The organism is Polycladospora coralii, assembly GCF_014773435.2.
GTDB classification, from domain to species: Bacteria; Bacillota; Bacilli; order Thermoactinomycetales; family Thermoactinomycetaceae; genus Polycladospora; species Polycladospora coralii.
On the sequence record NZ_JACXAG020000002.1, the window covers coordinates 657,604 to 675,645 of the forward strand.

The window sequence follows — 18,042 nt, forward strand, 5'->3', positions numbered from 1 at the left end:
GGAAAGCAAAATACACGACATTTCATATGGGAAAATCATGCAAATCAACAAGGTTGGTTTTTTTTGTATGTTTTAAGGGGGAATGTGGAAGGTTAAAACTGGTGATGCAGATATGGCTAATGATGGAAAAAATTTTCGAATCTTAAAGACGAAAAATAAGTTACGAAAACAGCAATTACTAGAGAAACACTATCAACAGCAACTAGAAGAACACGTAGAAGATGTTAAGCTTTCCACGGATCTTAAAGTAGAAATGGAGGCTTTAAAAAAATCATTTGGCGAAAGTGGGGATTTGATTGCACGTACGATGGACTGGGGAGGGACGCTCCAACAAGAAATCGGCATTGTCTATCTGGATGAATTAGCCAACAAGGATCTCGTTCAAAACTTTGTGATCCGGCCGTTGCTTCAAAATGAGAGTGAACCCCAAAATAAGGGAGACATTTGGGAAGAAATCACAAAAAATATTGTTGAAGCTGGCGAGATCAAAGAAATTACACATTTTAAGGAAGCGGTAGACGCGATTTTGATGGGTGATACCGTCTTACTAATGGATGGGTTTGACAAAGGTCTGGTGATTGGGAGCAAAGGTTGGGTAGCAAAAGGCATTTCCAATACCAGAGCAGAGTCTGTAATTCGGGGCTCGCAGGAAGCGTTAAATGAAACCATATGCATCAGTCTATCTATGATTCGCAGACGGTTAAAAGATCCGCAACTAAGAATAAAAAGTTTTACAGTTGGGGAGCGGACCAAAACAGGAGTGATGGTACTACATATTGAAGGCGTCGCAGATGATGAGATGGTAAATGAAGTAAATAAGCGAATCGAAGCTATTAAAATTGATGGGATTTTAGAATCAGGATATATTGAGGAACTGATTCAAGATCAGATATGGACACCTTTTCCTTTAATGCAAAATACAGAAAGACCTGATGCTGTTGTTGCACACTTATTGGAAGGAAAAGTAGCGATTTTAGTTGATGGGACGCCACATGCATTAATTGCGCCTAGTATTTTCACTCAATTTTACAATAGCCCCGAAGATTATTATGAACGATACTTGATCGCTACCTTTTTACGCATCATTCGCTTGATTAGCTTATTTATTGCCTTGCTCTTACCTTCTCTCTATATTGCATTTGCCACTTTTCATCCTGAGATGTTGCCCTCTAAATTTGCGATTGCAATGGCCGCAGCCCGAGCAATTGTACCCTTTAGTCCGTTTTTTGAAGCGATTGCCATGGAAGTGAGTGTCGAAATTTTACGAGAAGCAAGCATTCGTTTACCAGGACCAATGGGACCCACTATCGGTATTGTGGGGGGGCTCGTCATTGGAAATGCTGCTGTGAGTGCGGGGCTCGTTTCTCCAGCAGTGGTGATTGTGGTTGGGCTAACCACCATTAGCTCCTATGCGAACCCCAATTTCAATGCGGCCATCTCAGTCCGTTTATTACGCTTTATTGTGATGGCATCAGCAGCCACCTATGGTTTATATGGCATTATGCTTTCGATCATGCTGATTTTATTACATATGGTACAGTTGCGCTCATTCAATGTTCCGTATATGGCACCATACGCACCGCTTGATTTACAAGATCTGAAAGACTCAATCATTCGAGTACCGTGGAAATGGATGAAAACACGCCCAGTATTATACTCTCCAGATGATGTAGAGCGAGAGAGGGGAGAAAATTCCTAGTGGGTCAAAATACGCGTGAATCTCAGAAGTATTCAATTTCATCGTATCAATCGTTTGTGCTTTTATTCTCCACTATATTTGGGGCAGGTGTACTCGATTTACCACGTAATATTACAGACGATGTCGGAAATGACACCATATGGGTATTAATCATTGCGGGTCTGCTTGTATGGTGTATTCTGATGCTGATTACCGTGCTGATACAACGATTTCCACAGGAATCGATTGCTGAATATCTGATAAAAATTTTAGGAAGTAAACGATTTGTATGGATAGGACGGATTTTATCTGTCCTCCTTCTCATTCCTATAGCTGGAGCGTGGTTAGCAGGTTCAGCTATGATTACGCGAACTTTTGGTGAAACCGTACACATCATGATATTAACTGAGACGCCACTTCTTGCCATTATGGTTCCATTTGTCCTCCTCGTTTGTTTAGCAGGTTGTAGTCAAATTAGCGTACTGGCAAAGTTTAGTGAGCTCTTATTTCCACTCTCGCTTATCCCCATAGGTATGATTATATTTTCAACCCTCATCCATGGACGTTTGCTGAATGTACTCCCCTTAATGGGTGTATCATGGGAACAATTAATAAGTGGGGTTTTAACATCGGCCTACGCTTTTACGGGATATACCGTTGTGCTTGTATTTAGCGGGTTTTATCAACAGCCTAAGAAAGCACTTAAAGTACATTCACTTGCCTTCGGATTTACCTTTTTGCTGTACTGGGGATTATGCGTTAATACATTAGCTGTTTTTGGTCCAGAAGAGGTCACCAAGATGATGTGGCCTGTTCTTGAAGCTGCTAAAATTTTACAAATACCAGTGCTGATTGAAAGGATGGAATCGATTATTCTACTTTTATGGGTTTCTACAGCCTTTACTTCTGCGGCTAATTTATATGTTGCATTTGTAGAAATGGTTTGTGGATCGTTGAAGTGGACTGAGCGGTGGCGGAAAGGGGTAGCCATTTTGTTTTCCTTTGTCATTCTGGGTATCGCATTATACCCAGACCGTATTCAGGAGATTTGGGCGTTTCAAAAATGGTATGGTGCAATCGCTTTAGGAATTGCAATATGTATACCTTTGCTCCTGTTAATGATCGCACTTATACGTAAACAAAAAGGGGAGATTAAATATGCGAAAAAAACTTCTTCCCATTAGTATCGTTGGTTTAATATTTTGCTTGATGAGTACAGGCTGTTGGGGACAGCAAGAAATTGATAAGCGGACGATGATTGTTGCGTTAGCAATAGATAAAAACCCAGAAGAAGAAGATGGCATTGAACTTACGATGCAAGTGGCGATCCCACAGAAAATCGTTGGAGGGGGTGGAGAGTCAGGCGGAGGAGGTGGAGGTGATGGTGTTACAGAAATCTTCTCTGGTAGAGGGACACATCTTAGTGAAGCAGTTGAAGAAATTCAAAAGCAGACGAACTACCCGCTTTTTTTTGGACACACACAAACCTTATTAGTAGGAGAGGAAGTGGCTCGGTCGCTTCCAGCAGAGTTTTATGATTATTTACGGCGTAATCCTGAACTTCGTAGAAGATTATGGCCGATTGTTGTACAAGGAAAAGCGAAAAATGCCATTCAAGTGAAAACACAATTGGAACAGATTCCAACCCTTTATTTAAGAGATATGATTGATACCAATGTGAAACGAGGGCGACTGCCCGATATTTCATTGGGGGACATTTATGTTCGCAGGGGAAATGTACCGTATCAAGTACCTGCCTTACATTATATTGGAGCCAAAGATAAAACATTTGAAGTAATGGGCTTAGCCATATATAAAGGAGAAAATATGGTAGGTTCTTTGGGGCAAGAATTGAGCTCCATCTTGCTTAATGTGGTTGATGAAAAACCAGGCTGGGCCATATCTACAGATTGTCCAGATGGAGCCAAAGGAGAGGTTTCCTTATGGCCGATGAAAGTGAAGCGCGAGATTGAAATTTCTGATGATCCAGCTGTAGACATGCGTCTACATATAAAAGGAAGATTAATTGAAAGAGGTTGTAAGCTTGATTTAAGTGAACTTGCGGTTACGAATCAGGTAGAAAAAGCATTCATTGAAAAATATGAGAAACTTGCTCAAACATTGGTCAAGAAAGCACAGACTGAATTTCATTCCGACGTATTTGATCTTCGACAGCGCATCTATGCTTATCAACACGATTTATATGAGAAATATGACTGGAATGAAAAAATAAATGAGATCCCCATTCGCATTCAATATGATGTCACAATTGAACGCATGGGCCTAGAAGCGAAGTGACGCACTCTTTTCATTCAAGATTTTAACTGATATAATGAATAAAGTTTTGACACATACATGAGAGAATTTGGTGAAATAGAGATGAAACGTTTTATTTATGATTTTACATTTGAAGATTGGAAACAGTGGATGCTTGATCATGGTGAACAATCATGGAGAGCTTCACAGATGATGGACTGGCTGTATGTAAAACGTGTCCATGCAATTGATGAGATGACCAATTTGTCCAAGGGTTTACGTCAATTGCTGGAGCAAGAATTTGCTTTTACCACGTTAAACATTTTAGCAAAACAACAATCCGGTGACGGAACCGTCAAATTTTTATTTGGGTTACATGATGGACATGCGATTGAAACGGTCATTATGCGTCATAACTATGGCAATAGTGTTTGTGTGACGACGCAAGTAGGATGCCGGATTGGGTGTACATTTTGTGCTTCCACACTTGGCGGGTTAAAGCGTAACCTCACCACAGGGGAAATTGTCGCGCAAGTTTTGATGGCGCAACAATTTCTTGATGAAACAGAAGAAAGAGTAAAGTCAGTTGTTATTATGGGATCAGGAGAACCTTTTGAAAATTATGATGCAACGATGCAATTTATTCGTGTTCTCTTAGATGAACGCGGTTTAAATATTGGGCAACGTCATATTACGGTATCAACCAGTGGCGTGGTTCCTAATGTTTATAAGTTTGCGGATGAAAAATGGCAAGTTGGCTTGGCGATTTCGTTACATGCTCCTAATGATGCCTTGCGATCTAGTTTGATGCCCATAAATCGGAGACATACATTAGCAGAATTATTGGATGCTTGTTGGTACTATTTGCGTACAACTGGACGTAGACTTACATTTGAATATGCACTGATTGGTGGGCAAAACGACAAGCTAGAACATGCACATGAACTGGGCAAATTACTTAAGGGGATGAATTGTTTAGTAAACCTGATTCCTGTCAATTATGTTCCTGAACGCAACTATGTTCGAACGCCTCGTAACCACATTTTTGAGTTTAAAAAAGTGCTCGAATCTTATCGTGTCAACACCACGATTAGGCGAGAACAAGGACATGATATTGATGCAGCTTGTGGTCAACTACGAGCCAAACATAATCAATCGAAGGAATCGAAATAAAGACTTAGGTCAATCCCCTCTCAAGGATTGGATACAGGAGATGAGACAGAGAAAGGGGTAACCGGTTATGGAAATCGCAAAACGTACAGATGTGGGACGCGTGCGTGAAATTAATGAAGATAGTCTGGGATTAGAACAACTCCGCTCTGGTCACAGCTTGGCAATTGTTGCAGATGGGATGGGGGGGCACTTGGCAGGTGATGTGGCTAGCCAGACCGTCGTGAAAATGATTATGGAGGGCTTGCTCGAACAAAAATTAAATACCTCAACGGATAAAAAGAGTAACTATTTGCTGCAAGCGATTGGAACGGCAAATGACGCTGTGTTTGCGATGTCCCAGAAAAAAGAAGAATTTAAAGGGATGGGAACGACAGCGGTAGCAGCGATCGTAGACACTGAGGATATTGTGCTAGGCCATGTAGGTGATTCTCGCGCCTACTTACTACATAATGGTGGACTGTATCAACTTACAGAAGATCATTCCTACGTCAACCTGTTAAAAAAACACGGACAAATTACAGAAGAAGAGGCAAAAAATCATCCACAGCGCAATATGATAGTACGGGCAGTAGGTAGTAGCGAGGAAGTCGAGGTTGACCTCGTTCATACCCCATGGAAAGATGAGGATATCTTGTTGCTATGTACGGATGGGTTAACGACGATGGTTGAAGATCGTGAAATTGGGATTATCCTTTCTTCAACGACCCTCAATATGGAAGAAAAAGCCGATCATCTCATTCAGTTGGCATTAGATGCTGGTGGAACTGATAATATATCGCTAATACTTCTAAAAAATAAAAAAAGGTCAGCTACGTCTTAATCGGATTTAAGGAGGAGTGAGGTGACCATGCAGATGGAAGGGAAGAAACTGGGCGGACGTTATGAAGTGCTAAATCGCGTAGGTGGCGGTGGCATGGCGGTAGTGTATCGTGCCAAAGATATTTTATTAAATCGACATGTTGCAATTAAAGTATTAAATGAATCACTAAGTAACGATTCTGAATTTATCAGACGTTTTAGTCGTGAAGCGCAAGCGGCAGCGAGTTTATCACACCACAATATTGTTAATGTTTATGATGTAGGTAAAGACGGCTATACCCATTATATTGTGATGGAGTTAGTAACGGGTCCTACCTTAAAAGAACATATTCAAAAAAATGGCCCTTTACCTGTTAAGGAAGCGGCTCAAATCGCGATCCAAATTTGCGATGGGCTTGCTCATGCGCATGATGCACAAATTGTTCACCGGGATATCAAACCACATAATATATTGCTGGGAACCAATGGACAAGTAAAAGTGACAGACTTTGGAATTGCACGTGCTGCCAGTTCCTCTACGATTACGCAAACAGGTTCGGTGATGGGATCTGTGCATTATTTTTCACCTGAACAAGCACGCGGTGGTGTCATTGGTGCGAAATCGGATATCTACTCACTCGGTGTTGTCTTCTATGAAATGCTTACCGGTCAGCTTCCTTATGATGGTGATTCGGCGATCAGTATTGCACTCAAGCACTTACAGGAAACACCGATTGATCCACGTGAAGTTAATCCGCAAATTCCAGAAAGCATGATTAACATCGTGATGCGTGCTTTGGAGAAAGACCCGAGTATGCGCTACACATCGGCACGAGCGATGATGCAAGATATTCAGTATGCCGTTCAGAATGATCTGGGTGTAGAGCCAAGTTGGCCTGGCTATCGCTCTGGCGAGCAAAAAGAATTATTTCAAACCATCCCCCTATCGATGGAGGAAACCGCGAAGCATACGGCAGTCTCCTCTATCAATGGAAGCGATTATCAATCCCCCACACAACGTCCAGAAGTACGTGGCACAGGACCGGCGACTGCAGGACAGCGTTCATCACATGATCGTACGGTAAGTGAAGAAACGATGATGAATTTAGAACGCCTTCGCGGTGTGGGTGGCAATGACGGTCAAACGATTTTCCAACGAACAGCAGTCTGGCTCGATGATGTACAACAAAAAATGTCTTGGTGGCAGAAATTACTTTTTGGTATGTTTACCTTCTTAGTGATCATCGTCCTAGCCGCGTGGGGTGTGTTTTCCATCTGGGGATTGATTTCAGCTGGAGAAGATAGTCCTACTGGTGGAGAACCACCAACAGCGAACGGAGGCGGACAAGAGCTGGTGATGCCAGCTTTTGAAAACCTCGACGAGGCAAAAGCATTTGCGAAAAAGAACGGAATGCCTGAGCCTGAGGTGAGCTATGTCGAAGGCGAATCGGGTGAAGTGATTGACCAAACCCCAGCAGAAGATGCAGAGCTGACCCCATCGACAAAAATTGTGCTTAAAGTGGGGGCTGGTGAAGAGGCTAAAGGGGATGTCAATTATATTGGTCTAAAAGAAAGTAATTTAAAATATGGAGACATAGCGAGCGGAAAAAAAGTGCGATTACTGTGGTGTAATGATCCGAACGCTGGTGTTGCGGCCCATGTCGTTTATGATCAAAGACTAACAGAAGAGGGTATCATTGAAGTGAAGTCTTATACTCCTAGCATCACACAGGGACAGTGCTCCCCTGCTAAATATAACCAATATTAAAAGGAGGTCACCTATGCCAATTGGGCAGATTGTAAAAGCGATTAGTGGTTTTTATTATGTATGTAATGAAGAACGGAATCAAATCCAATGCCGGGCACGTGGGGTTTTTAAGTTTGAAAAGAAAAAACTGACACCACTTGTTGGCGATTGGGTTGCATATGAAGAGACGGGGTTGGATGAAGGTGTAATTACCTCTGTTCAGCCCCGTTCTTCTGAATTAAAGCGTCCGCCTATTGCCAATGTGGAGCAGGCGATTGTGGTTTGTGCTTTACGGGAACCCCAATTTCAGCAAATGCCTGTCGATCGATTTTTGGTGCATGGAGAGCGCGTCGGTTTGTCGATGGTGATTTGTTTGACGAAGCGTGACCTAGTAGAAGATGAAGAAGAATTGAAGTCGATTTGGAAGATCTATGAGGGAGCCGGTTACCCGATATTGACGACTAGTGTTAAAAATGAAGACGGATTACGGGAACTAGAAGAATTTCTATTGGGAAAAACTTCAGTGTTTGCCGGTCAGTCTGGGGTAGGTAAATCTTCATTGCTAAATCGCATTTTACCAGATCGTGAGCTAGAAACAGGAAAAGTGAGTGATAAACTGGGACGAGGGCGTCACACGACACGGCAAGTCGAGCTGATCACACTACAGCATGGTGGGCAAGTTGCCGATACACCTGGTTTCAGTCAGCTCACCTTTCAAGAATTCGAACCAACTGAGCTAGGGGATTATTTTCCAGAAATGCGAGAGCGTGCGGGGAATTGTCGTTTCCGTGGTTGTATACATGAAAATGAACCCAATTGTGCCATCAAAGAAGCGGTTGAAGCTGGAGATATCCACCTGGAACGATACCGGAATTACTTACATTTTTTAGGAGAGATTAAAGAGTTGCAGCAACGGAGGTACTAAACATATGATCCAGATTGCCCCTTCTATTTTAGCAGCGGATTTCACCAAGTTAGGGGAGGAAATTCAAGATGTCGCAGCGGCAGGAGCTGACTTGATTCATATCGATGTCATGGAGGGTCACTTTGTCCCTAATATGACGCTCGGACCGATCATTGTAGCGTCTATCAGACCTTATACGACGCTTCCGCTTGATGTTCATCTCATGATCAAACAGCCGGAGCGTTACATCGATGCGTTTATCAAAGCGGGTGCGGATATCATTACGGTACATCAAGAGGCTTGTCCACATTTACATCGTACCATCTATCAGATCAAGGAACAGGGGATTAAGGCGGGTGTGGTCTTAAATCCAACGACCCCCATTTCCACGCTGGAGCATATCTTACCTGATTTGGATATGGTTTTAATCATGACGATTAACCCCGGATTTGGTGGACAAACCTTAATCCCATCCGTTCTACCAAAGATTAGACAACTACGTGAGCTGATCGATTTATTGGGGTTAGAGATAGATATTCAGGTAGATGGCGGGGTAAATAAGAACACGATCGGCGAAGTGGTTGCAGCAGGTGCCAATGTGCTGGTGGCGGGATCAGCCATCTTCGGCACAGAAAACCGCACAGAAGCCATTGCAAAACTGAAAAAGTATGCCATGGCAAAAGGCTTAAGTGATTCGATCAAACAAAATGTTACATAATCTCATGCAAATCGAGACACCTGACATGGAATCATTAAAACAAGGAGGTTTTATATCATGATTAAAATAGCCCCCTCTATTTTATCCGCAGACTTTGCAAATTTGGGTGCTGAAATCAAAGAGGTAGAGGAAGCGGGTGCCGACTGGATTCACGTGGATGTGATGGATGGTCATTTTGTGCCCAACATTACCATTGGACCGCTGATTGTGGAGGCCATACGTCCGCATACGACCTTACCGCTTGACGTCCATCTGATGATCGAACAGCCGGAGCGCTATATTAACCAGTTTGCTAGAAATGGTGCAGACTACATTACGGTGCATCAGGAGGCTTGTCCACATCTCCATCGTACGATTTATCAAATCAAGGAACAAGGCGTTAAGGCGGGTGTGGTCTTAAATCCGGCGACGCCTATTTCCGCAATCGAATCGATTTTGCCTGATTTAGATTTGGTCTTATTGATGACCGTAAATCCTGGTTTTGGTGGACAATCTTTTATCACATCTGTGTTAACAAAGATTCAACAATTACGCATGCAAATCGAGGCGATGGGATTAGAGATCGACATTGAAGTAGATGGTGGTATCAATCAGAAAACGGCTGCTGACGTAGTTGCAGCAGGTGCCAATGTATTAGTAGCAGGCTCTGCCATTTTTGGAGAAGCAGATCGTAAACGAGCACTACAAGCGATTAAGGCAGTAAATGCCAAATGAAGCATGAGCGCGTCATTGTCGTTACTGGAGGAGAAGTAACGCCTGCTTGTATACAGGAAATTACGACTACGGATTTTGTTATCGGTGTCGATGGAGGCGCTCAAACCTGTTTAGACTTTGGCATCATCCCCCATTTGGCAGTGGGCGATTTTGACACGGCAGGTGAAGCATCTCTAAAAGAATTAAAACGACATAAGTGTGTGATTGAATCGCTTAATCAAGCCAAAAATGTAACGGATACCCATTATGCACTAACAAAAGTAGTCGAGATGCACCCTTCTTCCTGCTTGTTACTAGGTGCTTTAGGTGGGACGCGTTATGATCATTTACTGGCGAATCTCGGTTTATTAGAAGGGATGGAGGAAGCAGGGATAGCGACGACTATCCTTCACCCTAACAACCGAATTAGACTCCTTTCAGGCCCAGGTGCGTTCACGTTTACACGTAGCAAGTATGTTTACTTCTCCATTCAGCCGATTACGCCTAAAGTGGAGGGATTGACTACGAAGGGGCTACGCTATCCACTTATAGATGAATGTTTATACCGTGGCGAGACGCGTGGGGTCAGTAACGAGTGGTTATCGGATGTCGCTCAGGTCATCCTTAAAAGTGGAAAGTGTTTCATTATCGAAAGCAAAGATGAATAAATTTAAATAGCTTGTTCGCGCATAGAGGGGTTGGTATGTACAACCTCATGTCAGATGTAGAAAACTTTCTCTTTGTTCTAGGTACATTATTGCCTTTATAGAATATATATAAGTGAAGGCACCGTGTGTGTCCAGCGCGTGAGTACACGGTAAGGGGTGAAGAGGGTGAAGTTTTATACCATTAAGCTTCCGAAATTTCTCGGAGGTGTCGTAAAAGCAATCATTGGGGCTTTTAAAAAAGATTAATGCACCATTTTCAACATAAGAAAAAAAGCACCCCTACATGGTGCTTTTTTCTGTATCCAGCTTAAACGCGGGTTACTTTCCCCGATTTTAAAGCACGGGTGCTTACATATACACGTTTTGGTTTTCCATCAACAAGGATACGAACTTTTTGTACATTCGCTCCCCACTTCTTTCTCGTTTTACGATTGGAGTGAGAAACCTTGTTTCCTTTATGTCCTTGTTTTCCGGTCACATAACAACGACGAGCCATTTCTAGCACCTCCTCACCTAAACCACTTTTGTATTATGTGTGAGCTGCTTTCTGTCAATAAAGTAACGGAATCAGCGATTAATACCCTGCACATTGTAGCACACCTATTGACTGCTTGCAAGCTGAATTCAAGCTCTGGTATGATGGTAGTTGAAATGCTTTTAATCTCATTCTTAATATTGTACAATTACGGTAGTAAAAAGTAAAAAAAAGAACCTCTACTAGGAGGAATTATCATGAGTCTAGAAGTATCTACAGACCTTGGACATATTGAAGTTTCAAACGAAGTGATTGCAACTGTTGCAGGGGTTTCCGCGATGGATTGCTATGGATTAGTAGGTATGGCCTCACGTAGTCAGTTAAAAGATGGCATAACGGAATTACTTAGACGTGAAAATCTAAGTAAAGGTATTCAAGTCAAATCGGATGACGGTATGATTACCATTGATATGCATATTATCGTTGGGTATGGAACGAAAATTTCGGAAGTTGCACACAATGTTCAATCAAAAGTTAGGTATACACTTGATCAAATGCTTAACTTAAAAGTGAAACAAGTGAACATCTATGTTCAGGGTGTTCGGCTAGTGAATGAAGATTAAGGAGGAACACTTTTGACACAGCAACATATTCATGCAGCAGCGTTTTTACAGATGATGCGTGCGGGTGCAAAAAGCTTAAACAAACATGTAGAGCGTGTGAATGCGCTAAATGTATTCCCGGTGCCGGATGGCGATACAGGTACCAATATGAATTTGACACTTACTTCAGGTGTAAAGGAAATGGAAAAATACGCCCATGCTGAGACGGTTGGAAAGCTGGCAGAGGCACTTTCAAAAGGACTATTGATGGGTGCCCGGGGAAATTCTGGGGTCATTTTATCACAACTATTCCGTGGTTTTGCGAAAGCGGTTTCTGACAAAGAAATCATCAATGCAAGACAATTAGCGGATGCTTTTCAACGTGGTGTAGAAACAGCGTACAAAGCGGTGATTAAACCAGTAGAAGGCACGATTTTGACGGTGTCACGAGAAGCAGCAGAAGCCGGTATGAAACGCTCCTGGCAGACAAATGATCCAATTGCCATATTAGAGACGGTGTTGCAAGAAGCTAAAGCGACACTTGCACGCACACCGGACATGCTCCCTGTGTTAAAAGAGACAGGGGTAGTGGATGCAGGTGGGCAAGGACTTGTTTTTATTTATGAAGGGATGCTGGCGGTATTAAAAGGAGAAGTGGTAGAAGAACTGGCTTCACCAGAATTGCCAGATTTAGAGTCGATTTCAAGCCTTGCGCATGAACAAAATGCACAAGCTCAAATTGACCCTGCATCTATCGAACATGGATATTGTACAGAATTTATTGTGATGCGTGGGATTGATCGCAGGGAGTTAGCACCTTTTCAGGAAGCACAGTTCCGCCAAGAAATGGAAACCTATGGAGATTCATTACTGGTTGTGGCAGATGAGGACTTGGTGAAAGTACATATTCATGCTGAACATCCTGGTGATGCGTTAAATCATGCCATGAAATATGGAGATTTAACACGAATCAAAATTGATAACATGCGTGAACAGCATAGTTCCGTGACTGAAGGAACTGCGAAGCCGTCCGTTGCGACAAAAACCGTAGAGATGAAAAAATATGGGCTAGTTGCAGTTACAGCGGGTAAAGGAATTGCTGATATCTTCACAAGCTTAGGTGTAGACGTTGTGATCGAAGGAGGTCAAACGATGAACCCGAGCACAGAAGATATTGCAAAAGCGATTGAACAAATTTCGGCCGAACATATCTTCATATTACCCAATAACAAAAATATCATATTAACAGCAGAGCAAGTTGGTGAAGTGATTGAAACACCTGTAACGGTTCTGCCAACGAAAACAGTTCCGCAAGGTTTATCCGCTCTATTAGCGTTTAATCCAGAGATATCTTCTGCGGAAAATAAAGAAAATATGATGGATGCCTATTCGCATATCCAATCTGGCGAATTAACTTATGCGATTCGTGACACACAAATGAACGACATGACCATTAAAGAAGGCGATTTTTTAGGGATAAAAGAAGGAAAAATCGAAGCATCTGGTTCTGACATGAATGAGACGATTTATAATCTGCTGCATAAAATGGTAGATGCTGAGACGGATGTTTTAACAATCATATATGGTCAAGACGTAAGCGACGAACAACTAGAAACTTTAACTTCCTATGTGGAAGAAACGTACCCAGATATTGAATGCGAAGTGTACGATGGTGGGCAACCTTTATATTTCTACTTGTTTTCGGTGGAATAGATAGAGAGATTGGTTGGAAGAAGGAGTGTTATGACGAAATGGCACAAGTAAAAATTTTTGCTGACAGTACGGCAGATCTTTCTGAACAACTCATTACTCAACTTGGCATAACCATTATTCCTTTAAAAGTGCATATAAATGGGGAAACTTATCTAGATGGACAAACGATTCATGCCGCTATGTTCTATGAAAAATTAAAAGCGGCATCAGAATTACCTACAACGTCACAACCATCACCCTTAGATTTTGCTGAGGCTTTCAAAAAAGCGATTCATGAAGGAACAAAAGAAATTTTTTCCATCCATATTTCTTCTGTTATGAGTGGCACATACCAATCAGCCGTGTTAGCTAAAGGGATGATAGAAGAAGAATATCCAGAAGTGAAAATTGAAGTGATGGATTCGAAAACCGTGAGTAGTCCATTAGGTTGGATTGTCACAATGGTTGGCCGCGCTGCACGAGACGGTGCTTCTCTCGCAGAAATTCACGCACTGGCGAAACGTGTACGTGAACATCAAAGAATCGCATTAGCGATCGATACATTAGTATATTTACAAAAAGGTGGAAGAATCGGTAAGGCCGCTTCTCTAGTTGGTTCACTGCTGAATATTAAACCTGTTATTTCGGTGAGTGATGAGGGTGAAGTGACACCGATTGATAAGGCTAGAGGGAAAAATAAAGCCAAAAATAAAGTGTTTGAATTACTACAGGCAGATATTCCTGCTGGTCCAGTAAACGCTTCCATCTTTCATTCTGATCAGGCCGATGAAGTGGATGCAATGATCGAAAAGTTAAAAATGATTTATGAAATCCAAGATTTGCAAGTGACGAATATCGGTCCGATCGTTGGAACACACCTGGGTCCCGGTGCAATTGGATGTGTTGTTGTACCACTGGAAAAGGTGTTTGCTTAGGATGTGTTAACTCAGGAGGGTATTATGAAATACCGTACGATTTTTGATATTATTGGACCTGTTATGATCGGTCCTTCTAGTTCACACACGGCTGGAGCGGCTAGAATAGGGCGAGCTGCACGAACCATTTTTGGAAGAGTGCCCAAACGGGTCATTATTACCTTATATGGTTCTTTTGCAAAAACCTATCGTGGCCATGGTACCGATGTTGCGCTAGCAGGAGGAATTCTGGGGTTTGATACTTTTGATAAGCGAATTGTAAACGCTTTAGAGATTGCGAAACAGCAAGGTGTCGAAATTGTTTTTCGTGAGTCCGATGAGCTTACCACTCACCCGAATACAGCACGTATGTATTTAGAAGATGCAAATGGTAACATGGAAGTAGTGGGGATCTCAATCGGCGGTGGTAAGATGGAAATCGTGGAGCTAAACGGCTTTGCATTAAATTTATCTGGCAATGATCCTGTATTATTAGTCCTTCATCAAGATCAATATGGAGCTGTTGCCCGCGTAGCTACCGTCCTTGCTAACCACGAGATCAATATTGGATATATGCAAGTTTCGCGGAAAGAAAAAGGTTCAGAAGCATTAATGTCGATCGAAACAGATCAAAAAGTAGAATCGATCGTGCAAAATGAAATTTCCGATTTAATGGGCATTGTATCCGTTACGGTTTTATGATTCAATCAATATGGGAAAGCCGCCGTTTGCAAAAAAAACGGCGGCTTTCTATGAAAAAGGGGCAGATAAACATGCGTTTTCGAACAGTAGCGGAATTGGTAGAAGTTGCTGAAACAGAAGGAAATAAAATTTCAGATGTCATGTTGGCGCATGAATCCGATGTCATGGGACGCAGTGAAGAAGAGATATTCACGGAAATGAGTCGTCATTTGGATGTCATGGAAGAGGCCATTCAGCGCGGTCTTACAGAAGATATCAAGTCACATAGCGGTTTAACTGGTGGAGATGCGAAAAAAATTCAAGCCTATAAAAAAAATGCCAAAGTGCTGTTATCGGGACCGACACTCTTAGATGCAGTGTCGCGTGCGACAGCGACGTCAGAAGTAAATGCAGCGATGGGGACGATTGTAGCAACACCAACTGCGGGTGCCTGCGGTATTTTACCGGGAACGATCTTTACCGCGGCAGAAAAATTAAACGCTTCTCGTGAAACCATGGTCAGGGGCTTGTTTGTTTCAGGTGCGATTGGGCTTACGATTGCCAATAACGCCTCTATTTCAGGTGCTGCCGGGGGTTGTCAAGCTGAGGTGGGATCGGCTACGGCAATGGCCGCAGCAGCGGTAGTGGAAATGGCAGGCGGATCGCCCTCCCAATCTGCGGAAGCCGTTGCGATTGCTTTAAAAAATATGTTGGGCCTTGTTTGTGATCCTGTTGCTGGATTGGTGGAAGCACCATGTGTGAAACGTAATGCGATGGGAGCTGCGATTGCGATGGTGGCTGCTGATATGGCCTTAGCTGGGGTGAAAAGTGTCATTCCGACTGATGAGGTAATTGATGCCATGTATCAAATTGGGCAATCGATGCCCGTTGCGCTAAAGGAAACCGCTTTAGGGGGATTAGCTGCTACTCCTACAGGAAGAGCATTGGAGCGTCAAATTTTTAAAACGGTAGATGAATCATTATGATCATAGATTTAAAAAAAGTAAGCATCACAGATTTAAAGGGAGTAGGAGATAGTCGCAAGGAAGCATTAAATGAATTGGGGATTGAATCGGTTTATGATTTAATCACCTATTTTCCTTTTCGTTATGATGATTATCGGCTAACGGATTTACAGGAAGCGGAACATGAAGAGAAAGTGACCGTTCAAGGTGTACTCTTCAGTGAACCAAGTGTACGTTGGTTTGGTAAGAAAAAATCTAAAATGACGGTACGTCTTGATATAGAAGGAGTAGCGATCAGTGCTTCTTGGTTTAATCAAGCTTATCTGAAAAGTAAAATGCAGCAAGGTCAGACGATTGTCGTTTCTGGGAAATGGGATCGTCATAAATTACACATCACAGTGGATCGAACCTTTATGTCACCGCAAGAACAGCAAACGCAAGTCGGGCGTCTGGAACCCGTGTATTCCATCTCTAGTCGAGTGAAGATGAATTATTTACGTAAGTTGATTCATGAGGCTTTTATGCAGTACAAAGACGAAATCGTGGAAGTGCTTCCAGGATATATATGTGAACAGTATCGATTACGGCCACGTGCTCAGGCCATGTATGATTTACACTTCCCACAGGATCAAAAGCATCTATATCAAGCGCGGCGTCGCATGATTTATGAAGAACTTTTGTTATATGAACTTAAAATCATGTGGCTCAAAAAAATAAATCGTACTGAGTATCAAGGACTCTCCCATACCTTTTCGCGTACACAATTGGACGAATTTATTCAAAAACTTACTTTTCCATTAACTGGCGCACAGCAACGTGTCGTAGAAGAGATTCTAACGGATTTACAATCTCCTACACAGATGAATCGTCTGCTCCAAGGGGATGTAGGTTCGGGTAAAACGGTTGTCGCTGGTATTGCTTTATATGCTAATTTTTTAAGTGGTTATCAAGGTGCGATGATGGTTCCGACAGAAATATTGGCGGATCAGCATTATGCTTCGTTGTGCGCTTTACTAGAGCCATACGGTTTACAGATTGTAAAATTGACCGGGAATATGAAAGTGAAAGAAAAAAGAGAGGTTTTAGGGAAAATTCAGATGGGCATGGCGGATATCATTGTCGGAACGCATGCCTTAATCCAGGAAAAAGTCATTTATCGTCAGTTAGGCCTTGTGATTACTGATGAACAACATCGCTTTGGTGTGAAGCAACGTGCACAATTAAGAGAGAAAGGTGAGTTGCCAGATGTATTGTTTATGACAGCTACACCGATCCCCCGTACGCTTGCGATAACTGTTTTTGGTGAAATGGATGTTTCGACAATTGATGAGATGCCAGCTGGGCGAGAGCCGATTGATACCTACTGGGTAAAAAAAGATATGTGGTCACGCATCGTTTCCTTTATCGCAAAAGAGTGTGAAAAAGGACGGCAAGCTTATGTGATTTGTCCACTCATTGAGGAATCAGAGAAACTGGACTTGCAAAATGCACATGACGTATTTGAGCAGCTAACCACTTCCCTAGCACCGATTCGAGTCGGTTTATTACATGGTCGTATGACAGCGATCGAAAAAGAAGAAGTAATGGGTTGTTTCGAACAAAATGAAGTACAAGTGCTTGTTTCTACGACAGTGGTTGAGGTAGGTGTTAATGTACCTAACGCGACGGTAATGGTCATATATGATGCGGACCGGTTTGGGTTAGCTCAATTGCACCAACTACGAGGACGTGTCGGGCGCGGTGGTGGTACATCAACCTGTGTCTTAGTGGCAGATCCCAAGTCAGAGTCTGGCAATGAACGGATGCGTGTGATGACGGAAACCACAGATGGATTTGAAATTTCTCGGCGCGATCTGGAATTTCGGGGACCAGGGGATTTCTTAGGTGTCCAACAAAGTGGACTACCGCAGTTTAAGGTAGCTGATCTTACGCGTGACTTTAAGATATTAGAGATTGCCCGAACTGATGCATCTACTATTGTAGCGGATGATCGCTTTTCGGAGTCCAAAGAAATGAAACGATTATGGGAATATTTGCATGCCGAAAATTTAATCGAGAAGAATTTTGATTAATGGGTC

Annotated in this window: 18 protein-coding genes; 17 read left to right on the forward strand and 1 reads right to left on the reverse strand. The window is 42.5% G+C overall.

The window, feature by feature from the left end:
* Positions 1-82: 82 nt before the first annotated feature.
* The 11 genes from IC619_RS07555 to spoVM all read left to right on the forward strand — a co-directional run bounded on the left by IC619_RS07555 (position 83) and on the right by spoVM (position 10,881).
* A complete protein-coding gene (locus IC619_RS07555; protein WP_249669744.1) occupies positions 83-1,699 on the forward strand; it encodes a spore germination protein in 1,617 nt (538 codons plus the stop codon).
* Positions 1,699-2,862 carry an endospore germination permease gene (locus tag IC619_RS07560; protein ID WP_191140079.1) on the forward strand — a complete coding sequence of 388 codons (1,164 nt, stop codon included), beginning with the start codon at positions 1,699-1,701 and terminating at the stop codon, positions 2,860-2,862. The genes IC619_RS07555 and IC619_RS07560 overlap by 1 nt, the downstream gene beginning before the upstream one ends.
* Entirely contained in the window at positions 2,837-3,976 is a 1,140-nt protein-coding gene (locus tag IC619_RS07565; RefSeq protein ID WP_191140080.1) for a Ger(x)C family spore germination protein, read from the forward strand. The genes IC619_RS07560 and IC619_RS07565 overlap by 26 nt, the downstream gene beginning before the upstream one ends.
* A gap of 81 nt (positions 3,977-4,057) precedes the next feature.
* Positions 4,058-5,107 (forward strand): dual-specificity RNA methyltransferase RlmN, encoded by a 1,050-nt coding sequence (gene rlmN, locus IC619_RS07570; RefSeq protein WP_191140081.1) that lies wholly within the window; start codon positions 4,058-4,060, stop codon positions 5,105-5,107.
* A 67-nt stretch (positions 5,108-5,174) separates the two neighbouring features.
* Positions 5,175-5,927 (forward strand): Stp1/IreP family PP2C-type Ser/Thr phosphatase, encoded by a 753-nt coding sequence (locus IC619_RS07575; protein WP_191140082.1) that lies wholly within the window; start codon positions 5,175-5,177, stop codon positions 5,925-5,927.
* 33 nt (positions 5,928-5,960) lie between these two features.
* Entirely contained in the window at positions 5,961-7,673 is a 1,713-nt protein-coding gene (gene pknB / locus IC619_RS07580; RefSeq protein WP_249669782.1) for a Stk1 family PASTA domain-containing Ser/Thr kinase, read from the forward strand.
* Positions 7,674-7,686: 13 nt separating this feature from the next.
* The gene (gene rsgA, locus IC619_RS07585) at positions 7,687-8,577 is read left to right on the forward strand and encodes a ribosome small subunit-dependent GTPase A (protein ID WP_191140084.1); all 891 of its coding nucleotides are present in this window, start codon (positions 7,687-7,689) and stop codon (positions 8,575-8,577) included.
* A gap of 4 nt (positions 8,578-8,581) precedes the next feature.
* Positions 8,582-9,274, forward strand: coding sequence for a ribulose-phosphate 3-epimerase (rpe, locus tag IC619_RS07590; RefSeq protein ID WP_191140085.1), 693 nt, complete (start codon positions 8,582-8,584; stop codon positions 9,272-9,274).
* A gap of 57 nt (positions 9,275-9,331) precedes the next feature.
* Complete coding sequence (gene rpe / locus IC619_RS07595) at positions 9,332-9,988, forward strand: ribulose-phosphate 3-epimerase (protein WP_191140086.1); 657 nt, start codon at positions 9,332-9,334, stop codon at positions 9,986-9,988.
* Positions 9,985-10,635, forward strand: a complete 651-nt coding sequence (locus IC619_RS07600) for a thiamine diphosphokinase (RefSeq protein WP_191140087.1) — start codon at positions 9,985-9,987, stop codon at positions 10,633-10,635. The genes rpe (IC619_RS07595) and IC619_RS07600 overlap by 4 nt, the downstream gene beginning before the upstream one ends.
* A gap of 165 nt (positions 10,636-10,800) precedes the next feature.
* Positions 10,801-10,881 carry a stage V sporulation protein SpoVM gene (gene spoVM / locus IC619_RS16775; RefSeq protein ID WP_191140200.1) on the forward strand — a complete coding sequence of 27 codons (81 nt, stop codon included), beginning with the start codon at positions 10,801-10,803 and terminating at the stop codon, positions 10,879-10,881.
* A gap of 61 nt (positions 10,882-10,942) precedes the next feature.
* On the opposite strand, the gene rpmB is transcribed toward spoVM, so the two are convergent.
* The gene (rpmB, locus tag IC619_RS07610; RefSeq protein ID WP_191140088.1) at positions 10,943-11,131 is read right to left on the reverse strand and encodes a 50S ribosomal protein L28; all 189 of its coding nucleotides are present in this window, start codon (positions 11,129-11,131) and stop codon (positions 10,943-10,945) included.
* Positions 11,132-11,367: 236 nt separating this feature from the next.
* On the opposite strand from rpmB, the gene IC619_RS07615 reads away from it, so the two are divergent.
* From IC619_RS07615 to recG, 6 genes are all read left to right on the forward strand, one after another.
* Entirely contained in the window at positions 11,368-11,733 is a 366-nt protein-coding gene (locus tag IC619_RS07615) for an Asp23/Gls24 family envelope stress response protein (RefSeq protein ID WP_191140089.1), read from the forward strand.
* Positions 11,734-11,745: 12 nt separating this feature from the next.
* Positions 11,746-13,425, forward strand: coding sequence for a DAK2 domain-containing protein (locus IC619_RS07620; protein WP_430624096.1), 1,680 nt, complete (start codon positions 11,746-11,748; stop codon positions 13,423-13,425).
* A 38-nt stretch (positions 13,426-13,463) separates the two neighbouring features.
* Positions 13,464-14,339: a DegV family protein gene (locus IC619_RS07625; protein WP_191140090.1), complete on the forward strand. Its 876-nt coding sequence runs from the start codon at positions 13,464-13,466 to the stop codon at positions 14,337-14,339.
* Between the two features lie 24 nt (positions 14,340-14,363).
* Entirely contained in the window at positions 14,364-15,020 is a 657-nt protein-coding gene (gene sdaAB, locus IC619_RS07630) for an L-serine ammonia-lyase, iron-sulfur-dependent subunit beta (RefSeq protein ID WP_191140091.1), read from the forward strand.
* 71 nt (positions 15,021-15,091) lie between these two features.
* Positions 15,092-15,985, forward strand: coding sequence for an L-serine ammonia-lyase, iron-sulfur-dependent, subunit alpha (gene sdaAA, locus IC619_RS07635; protein WP_191140092.1), 894 nt, complete (start codon positions 15,092-15,094; stop codon positions 15,983-15,985).
* A complete protein-coding gene (gene recG / locus IC619_RS07640; RefSeq protein WP_191140202.1) occupies positions 15,985-18,036 on the forward strand; it encodes an ATP-dependent DNA helicase RecG in 2,052 nt (683 codons plus the stop codon). The genes sdaAA and recG overlap by 1 nt, the downstream gene beginning before the upstream one ends.
* Positions 18,037-18,042: the final 6 nt, after the last annotated feature.

What these genes read in the sequence shown, in the direction of transcription:
- IC619_RS07555 (WP_249669744.1), top strand. Translation starts at nt 83, where the DNA reads ATGTGGAAGGTTAAAACTGGTGATGCAGATATGGCTAATGATGGAAAA.
- IC619_RS07565 (WP_191140080.1), top strand. Translation starts at nt 2,837, where the DNA reads ATGCGAAAAAAACTTCTTCCCATTAGTATCGTTGGTTTAATATTTTGC.
- rlmN (WP_191140081.1), top strand. Translation starts at nt 4,058, where the DNA reads ATGAAACGTTTTATTTATGATTTTACATTTGAAGATTGGAAACAGTGG.
- IC619_RS07575 (WP_191140082.1), top strand. Translation starts at nt 5,175, where the DNA reads ATGGAAATCGCAAAACGTACAGATGTGGGACGCGTGCGTGAAATTAAT.
- pknB (WP_249669782.1), top strand. Translation starts at nt 5,961, where the DNA reads ATGGAAGGGAAGAAACTGGGCGGACGTTATGAAGTGCTAAATCGCGTA.
- rsgA (WP_191140084.1), top strand. Translation starts at nt 7,687, where the DNA reads ATGCCAATTGGGCAGATTGTAAAAGCGATTAGTGGTTTTTATTATGTA.
- rpe (WP_191140085.1), top strand. Translation starts at nt 8,582, where the DNA reads ATGATCCAGATTGCCCCTTCTATTTTAGCAGCGGATTTCACCAAGTTA.
- rpe (WP_191140086.1), top strand. Translation starts at nt 9,332, where the DNA reads ATGATTAAAATAGCCCCCTCTATTTTATCCGCAGACTTTGCAAATTTG.
- IC619_RS07600 (WP_191140087.1), top strand. Translation starts at nt 9,985, where the DNA reads ATGAAGCATGAGCGCGTCATTGTCGTTACTGGAGGAGAAGTAACGCCT.
- rpmB (WP_191140088.1), bottom strand. Translation starts at nt 11,131, where the DNA reads ATGGCTCGTCGTTGTTATGTGACCGGAAAACAAGGACATAAAGGAAAC.
- IC619_RS07615 (WP_191140089.1), top strand. Translation starts at nt 11,368, where the DNA reads ATGAGTCTAGAAGTATCTACAGACCTTGGACATATTGAAGTTTCAAAC.
- IC619_RS07625 (WP_191140090.1), top strand. Translation starts at nt 13,464, where the DNA reads ATGGCACAAGTAAAAATTTTTGCTGACAGTACGGCAGATCTTTCTGAA.
- sdaAB (WP_191140091.1), top strand. Translation starts at nt 14,364, where the DNA reads ATGAAATACCGTACGATTTTTGATATTATTGGACCTGTTATGATCGGT.
- sdaAA (WP_191140092.1), top strand. Translation starts at nt 15,092, where the DNA reads ATGCGTTTTCGAACAGTAGCGGAATTGGTAGAAGTTGCTGAAACAGAA.